Raw genomic sequence first — 8,973 nt, forward strand, 5'->3', positions numbered from 1 at the left:
CCCGCTGGGCTGCGAAGTTGAATGTGCTGGCCTCATCGCGAGCAGGCTCGCTCCCGCAGAAGAAACGCGTTCACCCGCGCCAAGGTCGTCTATATGGCCGCCTCCTTCAGCCCCTCACCCACCCCTCCCGCCGACTCGGTTCAGGCTTTTTTAAGAAAACCTTCTGCGGCAGCAGCAACCAGGCCAAGGCTGGCAGCAGAATCAAGGCGCCAAGCATGTTCACCAGGAACATAAAGGCTAACAAGATTCCCATGTCAGCCTGAAACTTGATCGGTGAAAACGCCCAGGTCGACACCGCCACTGCCAATGTCATGCCCGTCAACAACACCACTTTGCCGGTGAACAGAAGCGCCTGGTAATACGCCTGGGCCAAAGTGTCGCCGGCACGCATTCGCGCCAGGATCACGCTCAACACATAGAGCGCGTAATCAACGCCAATGCCCACGCCCAGTGCGATGACCGGCAATGTCGCGACTTTCACCCCCATGCCCAGCCCCACCATCAGCGCCTCGCACAGGATCGAGGTGAGCATCAGCGGCAGCATCGCGCACAGGGTGGCGCGCCAGCTGCGAAAGGTCACCAGACACAGCAGGCTGACGGCGCCATAGACCCAGAACAGCATCTCGCGCATGGACTTCTTCACCACGATATTGGTCGCCGCTTCGATCCCCGCGCTGCCGGCCGCGAGCATGAACTTGACCTCCGGCATCTGGTGCCCAGCGATAAAGTTTTCACTGGCCTCCACCACCCGGCTCAAGGTGTCAGCCTTGTGATCGGCCAGGTAAACGTACAGCGACAGCATCGAACAGCCCTGATTGAACAGTTCTCGCGGGGCACGGGTTTGCACGGCACCCAGTGCGCCGTCGTTGGGGATCAGTTCATACCATTTGAAGTTGCCTTCGTTATACCCGGCCGTGGCGATCTTGCTCAGCGCCGCCATCGAGGTGGTCGATTCCACGCCGGGCAATTGCTCCAGTTGCCAGGCCAGCGCGTCTACCGCGGAGAGGCTGGCGTAACGGGTGCATTGATCCTCGGGGGTCTTGATCATGACCACGAAAATATCCGAGCTGGCCGCATAGTTCTGGGTCATGAACAACGCATCGCGGTTGTAGCGCGAGTCGGCACGCAGCTCTGGAGCGCCGGGGTCCAGGTCGCCGATTTTCAGCTGCAGGCTCACGGCAAAACCAAACGCGGCCAACAGCAAGCCAACCAACATGGCGCCAATCGCCCAGCGACGTTGGGTGAACAGATCCAGCACCCGCCACAGGGGATGCTTGATCTGCGCCTGTTGCTCGGTGGTTTCCGCACTCAGGCTGCGTTGCGCCGCCGCTGGGCTGACGCCGATATAGCTGAGCAGGATCGGCAGCAGGATCAGGTTGGTGAAGATCAGCACCGCCACACCGAGGCTGGCAGTGACCGCCAGGTCCTGGATCACCCGAATGTTGATCAGCAGCAACACGGCAAAGCCCACCGCGTCACAGAGCAAAGCGGTGATGCCGGCGGCGAACAGGCGGCGGAAGGTATAGCGCGCGGCGACCACCCGGTGGGTACCGCGACCAATGTCCTGCATGATGCCATTCATCTTCTGCGCGCCATGGCTCATGCCAATGGCGAACACCAGGAACGGCACCAACGCCGAGTAGGGATCCAGCTCATAACCGAGCAGCGCTAGCAGCCCCAGTTGCCAAAGCACCGCCGCCAGTGAGCAGGTCACCACCACCAGGGTACTGCGTGCGCAACGGGTGTAGCCAAACAGCACCAAGACCGTCACCAGCACCGCCACCACGAAGAACAGCAGTACCTGGGTCATGCCCTCGATCAGGTCGCCGACGATCTTGGTAAAGCCGGTGATATGAATCCGCAGGTCATCGGTCTGGTACTTGTCTCGTAGCGCCTCCAGTTGCCGGGAAAACTCGCCATAGTCCAGCGCCTTGCCCGTCTGCGGATTGATTTCCAGCAACGGCACGAAGATCACGCTGGACTTGAAGTTGCCGGCGACCAATTGTCCGACTTCCCCGGAGCGGGCCACGTTAGTCCGTACCTGCTCGAGGCTGGTCGTCGAGCCATCGTAGTCGTCGGGGATCACCGTGCCGCCGTCGAGCCCCTCCTCGGTCACGGCGGTCCAGCGCGTGGTCGGGGTCCATAACGATTTCATGTAGGGGCGGTCGACACCGGGCAGCAGATAGAGCTCGTCGTTGAGCTTGGCCAGGGTGTCGAGGTAGTCCTTGGTGAAAATACTCCCCTGCTTGACCTCCACGGCGATGCGCAGCGAGTTGCCCAGGCCGCTCAACTCTTTGCGATTCTCCAGGAAATTGGCGACGTAGGGATGTCCGGTGGGAATGGTCTTCTCGTAACTGGCGTTGATGCCGATGCGCGTGGCTTGCCAGCCGAGCACCAATGTCACTAGCAGGCACAGCAGGATCACCAGCGGTCGATGGTTGAAGATCGCCCGCTCAGCGAAGTTGCCTGACGCCCGGTCGAAGTCTTCCTGGCGGCCGATCACGGTTTGGGTTCTGTCGTCTTTCAAGTTTGACTCCTGTTGCACGAGCCGTGGCTCGATAGCGCTACACCGTGAAGTTTCAAGGTTTACCGGAGGCCCGCGGATCCTGGTCAGCGGCCACGCCGGTCAAGCCGACGCTGGCCAGGCTGCCGTCGACCGCCTGTTGCACGGCAGCGAGCGTCCCGCCGCTGCGGCTCTGACGCTTGTCAAAGCTTCGACCCTGGTCATGACTGAATAAAAGTTCACCACTCTGGCTGGCCAACAGCAGGCCGCCGTCGCGCAGTTCGACGGCGCTCGCCAGTGTCGACTCGATACCGGTATCAAGGCGGCGCCAAGTGTTGCCACGGTCACCGGACCACCAGGCGTTGCCGCGCAAGCCATAGACCACCAAGGCCCCGTCGCGGGTGCCGAGCAGGCCGAAAAAGCTGCCCTCGTAAGGTGACTTCAAGGCCTGGAATGACTGCCCGGCGTCGGTCGAGCGCAACAGCAAACCGCGCTCCCCCACCAACCACAGATCGTTGCCCAAGGCGCGGATGCCATACAGGTTCAAGCCCTGCGGATTGTCCACATGCCGCATCCACGGCTGCCAGCTTCGCCCGCCGTCGTCGGTACGGAAGATCTGGTTGTAGGCGCCCACGACGTAGCCGTGCAGGCGGTCACTGAAGTACAGGTCGAGAAACGGCTTATCCGGTCCGTCATCGAGCATGCGCCGTGCCTGCGCCAAGTGGCTGGCACCGTCGGGTTGATTGACATCGCGCTCAGCGAACTGCACCGCCGAGGCGATGGCACGCTGACCGTCGAGTTGCTTCTGCCAGGTTTCCCCGCCGTCCTGGGTGTGCAGCACCACGCCCAGATGACCGACCGCCCAGCCCTGCTCGGCATCGACGAATTGCACCGCCGTCAGGCTGACGCTGACCGGCACCTTGGCCTGGCGCCAGGTGACTCCTGCGTCATCGGAGAGCAGCACGATCCCGCGCTCACCGACCGCCACCAGACGCTCGCCGGCCCGGGCCAGCCCGAGCAACACCGAGCGCTGGGCCTTGGCGGTCGGCAATGCCGGCTGTTGCAGCACGGCCAATGTCGTGGCCTGTGCAACCAAGGGCAGGCTCATCAACAGGCTCCCCACCAAGACACAAACACCCCATAGCGGACTGCGGCGCGCAAAAAATTTTTCAACGTTCATATCGTTATTCCGCCCGGAAAATCGTAAGCGACCGCGACGAACCGCCTCCTCGCCACGGCCGCCACTGGTTCAACGCATGTTTTCGTTGGCCATGGCATCCGGCGTGTAATAGGACGCCGAAGGTCTCGCGATCTTCTGGTACTGAACCGCCAGGTCATTGCTCGATGCGTTGAGGAAGTAGGCCCCGGTGTCGAGGTTGTAGCTGCCCCACATGACCTGTGCGGTGAGGGCCGGCATATCCGGCGCCAGCAGCGTCAGCGAATACATCTGCCGGCCGAGCTTGCCCTGAGCGTCATAACCGTCGGCCATCAAGATCTGCCAGGAGTCTTCATCGACGTAGTAGGTCCGACGCGGCACGACATGGCGCTTGCCGGATTTGAGCGTGGCCTCGACCACCCAGACCCGATGCTTCTCCCAACGCACCAGATCAGGATTGAGGAAGTTCGCTTTGACCAGGTCGTCGCTCTTGGCCAGCGCGGCGCGGTTATTGTTGTAGCCGACGATCAGTTCTTTCTTGCCCACCAGCTTGAGGTCATAGCGATCGGTAGGCCCGAACAGCATGAACGCTTCGTCGAACAGGCCGACGCCGGAGGTCACGAAGTCCGGCGTGTCATAGGCAATGTTCGGTGCCCGGCGAACCCGGCGCTGGCCGACCAGATACTGCCAGGCCGCCCGATTGGCCGGGTCCATGTCCCAATGGGTCATCAGGCCTTCGCCGGCCTTGGATGACGGTAACTCAGTCAACAGCTTGCCCACCTGGTACTTGCCCGCATAGTTTTCCAGGCTGCCGCCTTCGAAGTAGTAGGGAAACTGATAGGAGAACTGGGCCCGGGTCGCCTGGACTTTCTTGCCACCGGCGGTCATCAGCCAGGTATCGAACGGCGCGCTGATGGTGTCGCCGCCCTGCCAGGACAACCGGTAGTTCCACAGCACTTGGGCGCCGTTTTCCGGGATCGGGAACGGAATGCCGCCGTAGGCGTTGGAGACCTTCTCGCTGGCCACGTCCAGCGCGGCGCGGGTGGCGTTCTTGCTGGTGTTGTCATACACCCATTGCGGGGCGGCGGCCGAGCGATGGGTCGGGTACACGTCCAGGCGATAGTCCGGGTATTTCTTCAACAGCAGCTTGGTCCCTTCGGCCAATTCGCTGGCGTACTGCTCCATGTTCGAAGCTTTGATCGAATACAGCGGTTTCTCGCCGGCGAATGGATCGGGACGCTTGTCACCCGGCTTATAGCCGGGCGTGACCTGGGTATAACCGCCCTGCCAAGCCGGGATACTGCCATCGGCATTGCCGGCACGCTCGCCACCCAGGGGGGTCAGATCGGTTTTCAAGCGTGCGGCCTGTTCAGGCGACACCGCCGCCTGCGCCAGCCCCATGCCGGCAAGGGCCAGGGTCAGGACGCAGGTGTTCAGGAGTGTTGTGTTCTGCATGGCGAATCCACCTTATTAGAATGAGGTTTTCACGTAGAGCGAGACGAAGTCGCGGTCGGCCAACGACTGTCCGTAACTGAAATTGCCGTCCTCGCGCAGCCCGGCTTTCGGTGCGCCGAAGAAGTTCACGTAGTTGAGGCCGACATCCCAGCGTTGCAGATAGGTGGCTTTGAGCCCGACACTCCAGTCACCGGAATGGGTGTTGCCGAAGCCGGATTTGTTGACCGCCGATGAGCGCCCGTCGAGAACTATCCCCATGCCAATCGGCACGGTCAGGTCGATTCCGTCGACAATCTGGAAGTACGCCGGCTCGATCAATACCCGCAGCGCCGTGGCATCGCGGGTGGTGTTGGAGTCCAGCGCGGCAGCGTTCTTGGTCACACTCAGGGTGCGGTTCCAAGCCAGTTCAGCCAGGGCCGAGCCGCCGTCCCAGAACGCGGTGGGCGATAACAGGTAGATGGCCGACAGGTTGGCGTGGGCGGTCTTGCCCCTGGCGAACAACTCATTGTCGCCACCATCGGCCGCCATGCCGGGGGTCACTACTTGCAGATTGCTCACCAGCGGCGCGTTCCAGCGCAGCGACGTTTCACCGGCAAAGTTGAACGGGCCGTAGGCGGTGGAGAAGCTGACGCCGGCGGTCTTGATGTCTTCGGCGTAGACCTGACGATAGGAACCCAGGATCGGCAAGCCAGTGGCCGCAGACGCCGGACCGTCCAGGTAGGCGTACAACCCGATCGGCGCTTTATCGTGATACTGGGCCGCGTAGAAACCCAGCTCCAGCTCGGTGCCGGTGGGTTTGTAGCGGATCTGCATGCCGCCCTGCCCCGAATTGCGCGGTTTAAGATCACCGCCATTCACCGTGTCATTGCCGAACACTTCGCGCAGTGGGCCACTGCCGTAACCGATGGCATCGACGTCGCTTAGGTAGCTGCCGGCGCCGGGCAGATTGGAACGTTCCCACTCAAACTGATAGTAAGCGCCCACCGACAGCTGCGGGTTGATCTGCAACTGCCCGGAGATCTGATTGACCGGGCGCAGGATCTCCTTGAACTGAGTCCCCGGCACGCTGAGCAATTTGACGACGTCGGTCGGGCCCTGGGCATTGGCAATGCCGTTGCCACCGTAGAACAGGCTTTCCCCGTAGATCAGGCTGTGTCGGCCCAGGCGCGCCACGCCCTGGGAATCTTCACCGAGGTCACCGCGCAAGAACACGAAGGCATCGAGAATTTCCGCGTCGCGACCATGGAGCTTGCGGGTTTCGCTGAGGAAATGCGGTTGCTCGCTGCTGTCGGTGTCCTGGTTGTAGATATCGTCGTACCAGGCTGCACCGCTCACGCGCAGACCATAGTTTTGCCGGCTCAAGTCCATTTCGGAAAACAGGTCCAGACGGTTGGAGACCAGGCCACGGCTGAAATTCTTGTCGCCCTGGCTCTGGATCGAGGGGTACAGGCCGTTGGCGGTTGGCGCATTGACCAAGCGGCTGTCCTGTCCCTGCAGGCGCCAGGCCTGGCTGTACTTGATGGTGTTGTCCCAGCGCAGTTTCCAGTCGGAGTCACCCAGGTCCATTTGCATGGCTTGGACCCTTTCGACCATCACACCGGTGCTGCATAACGCCAGGAACAGGGCGCAATGCTTGAAACCAAAGCAATCTTTGAGGTTATCCATGGACGCTTCTCGTTATTGTTATTTTTTGGCATGGCTTTGCAGCCAACACGCTCAGGTAGCGGCTTGCACCGCGTTCTACGGCTGCGCATTCAGATGTAGGTGGAGGCCAATCCACCATCGACCGGCAGGTTGACGCCGTTGATCCAGCGCGACTCGTCGGCACACAGGAAAGCGATCACCGCCGCCACCTCATCGGCGTAAGCGGGACGTTTCATGCGATGGGCATCGGCCTGGGTCCGGGCCTCGCCGAGCATGCTCACGAAGTCGTCGAGGATGGGCGTGAACACCGGGCCCGGGGCGACACTGTTCATGCGCACCGAATGCTCAAGGAACCAGGGTTGGGCCTGCAGATAGGTCCAGACGATCAAGGCTTCCTTGAAGTACTGGTAGCAGGTCTGGTCCGGCACCCGGTGGTCGGCCAGCCAGGCTTGCGCGGCGGCAAAATCTTCGATGCGCGCCAGCGCCTTGTGCTGTTCCAGGCGCAACGGCCATTCGGCGCCGAGGATCGAGGCGATATTGACGATGCTGCCGCCCGCGTTGATGCGCGGCAGCAGCGCACGGCTCAAGTGGCGCAACCCAAGGTAGTTGACCCGCGCCAGCAGTTGCGGGTTGGCGGTGCCCGGCACCCCGGCGATGTTGCACAGGCTGTCGAGCCGTGCGGGTAGCTGCGGCAGCAACCGTTCGATGTTTTCGGCGCTGCTCAAATCGCCCTGCACAAAACCGTCCAGGGTCATGTGCGGCGCCTTGAGGTCCACGCCAATCACTTGGGCGCCATGGGCGCGCAGCAGGCTCGCCGTGGCAGCACCAATGCCTGATGAGACACCGGTCACCAGCACAATCTTGTTGTCGAGTTTCATGTTGAGTCCTCTTATTATTTTTGTGTACTCGCAGGGCCCTCAGCTCATCGGGCCCTGTAAACCTGCCGGTCAGAACGGGTAGACCGGCGCCTGATCCTTGACCGTCACCCACTGCCATTGCGTGTATTCGTCCCAGTCCGCCGGGCCACCGACGCTGCCGCCATTGCCCGAGGCGCCGCGCCCGCCGAACGGGTTGATGCACTCATCGGCGACGGTCTGGTCATTGATGTGCAACATGCCGCACTGCAACCGCTCACCGATGGCCATGGCCCGACCCACCGACGGCGAAATGATCGCCGCCGCCAAACCGTACTCGGTGCGGTTGGCCAACTCGACGGCCTCATCATCGGTGGCGAAGCTGACCACCGTTGCCACGGGCCCGAACACCTCCTCATCGAAGGCCCGCATGCCGGGTTTCACGCCGCTGAGCACCGTGGCCTGATAGAACAGCCGATCGTGCTCGCCACCTGCCTCCAGTCTAGCCCCGGCGCGCACGGAGTCGCTGACGATGTCGTGCACCCGTTTCAGCTGGCGCTGATTGATCAGCGGCCCCAACGCAGCTTCGCCCTGGGCGGCGTTGCCTACGGTCAAGGCCTGGGCTTTTTCCACCAGTTTGCGGGTCAGTTCTTCGGCGATGGATTCATGGGCGAGGATCAACCCGGTGGCCATGCAGATCTGCCCTTGATGCAGCCAGGCGCCCCAGGCCGCGTTGCGGGCGGCGAGGTCGAGGTCGGCGTCTTCAAGAATGATCAGTGGGTTCTTGCCGCCCAACTCCAGCGCGACCTTCTTCAAGTTGCGCCCGGCCACTTCAGCGACCTTGCGACCGGCGCCGGTGGAACCGGTAAAGGCGATCATGCGTACGTTAGGGTCGCGACACAGCGCCTCACCGGCATCCGCCGCGCCGGGCAACACTTGCAACAAGCCCTTGGGCAGCCCCGCTACCTCGAACAACCGAGCGATGAGGAAACCACCGCTCACCGGGGTCTGCGGATCCGGCTTGAGCACCACGGCGTTGCCCGCCGCCAGAGCTGGCGCAACGGAGCGCATGGACAGCACCAGGGGAAAGTTGAAGGGCGAAATCACCCCGACCACGCCATGGGGCTGGCGCCGTGCATAGGACAGGCGCCCCGCCTCGCTGGGCAGGACCACCCCATGGGCCTGGGACAGCAGGCCGGCGGCCTGATGCAACAGCACGATGGCTTCGCGCACTTCATGCTGGCCCTTGAACAGCGCGGCGCCGGTCTCCCGGGCCACGTACAGCGCCAGTTCGTCGAAGGACTGCTCAGCCACGTCAGCGGCCTTGCGGAAGATCGCCGCGCGTTGCCGCGGGCCCAGCG

Annotated in this window: 6 protein-coding genes; all 6 read right to left on the bottom strand. The window is 62.5% G+C overall.

Annotated features, from left to right (window positions below; genetic code table 11):
* Positions 1-106: 106 nt before the first annotated feature.
* Positions 107-2,527, bottom strand: a complete 2,421-nt coding sequence (locus CFII68_RS19085) for an RND family transporter (protein WP_018604025.1) — start codon at positions 2,525-2,527, stop codon at positions 107-109.
* 52 nt (positions 2,528-2,579) lie between these two features.
* On the bottom strand, positions 2,580-3,683 hold the full coding sequence (locus CFII68_RS19080) for a YCF48-related protein (protein WP_033062524.1): 1,104 nt from the start codon (positions 3,681-3,683) through the stop codon (positions 2,580-2,582).
* A gap of 69 nt (positions 3,684-3,752) precedes the next feature.
* On the bottom strand, positions 3,753-5,114 hold the full coding sequence (locus tag CFII68_RS19075; RefSeq protein WP_018604027.1) for a DUF1329 domain-containing protein: 1,362 nt from the start codon (positions 5,112-5,114) through the stop codon (positions 3,753-3,755).
* A gap of 15 nt (positions 5,115-5,129) precedes the next feature.
* Positions 5,130-6,779 (bottom strand): DUF1302 domain-containing protein, encoded by a 1,650-nt coding sequence (locus CFII68_RS19070; RefSeq protein ID WP_018604028.1) that lies wholly within the window; start codon positions 6,777-6,779, stop codon positions 5,130-5,132.
* 89 nt (positions 6,780-6,868) lie between these two features.
* Complete coding sequence (locus tag CFII68_RS19065) at positions 6,869-7,636, bottom strand: coniferyl-alcohol dehydrogenase (protein ID WP_018604029.1); 768 nt, start codon at positions 7,634-7,636, stop codon at positions 6,869-6,871.
* A 69-nt stretch (positions 7,637-7,705) separates the two neighbouring features.
* Positions 7,706-8,973 (bottom strand): benzaldehyde dehydrogenase (locus CFII68_RS19060; RefSeq protein WP_033062525.1); only part of this gene is annotated, 1,268 nt, incomplete at its 5' end.

This window comes from Pseudomonas sp. CFII68 (genome assembly GCF_000416195.1).
Lineage (GTDB): Bacteria > Pseudomonadota > Gammaproteobacteria > Pseudomonadales > Pseudomonadaceae > Aquipseudomonas > Aquipseudomonas kilonensis.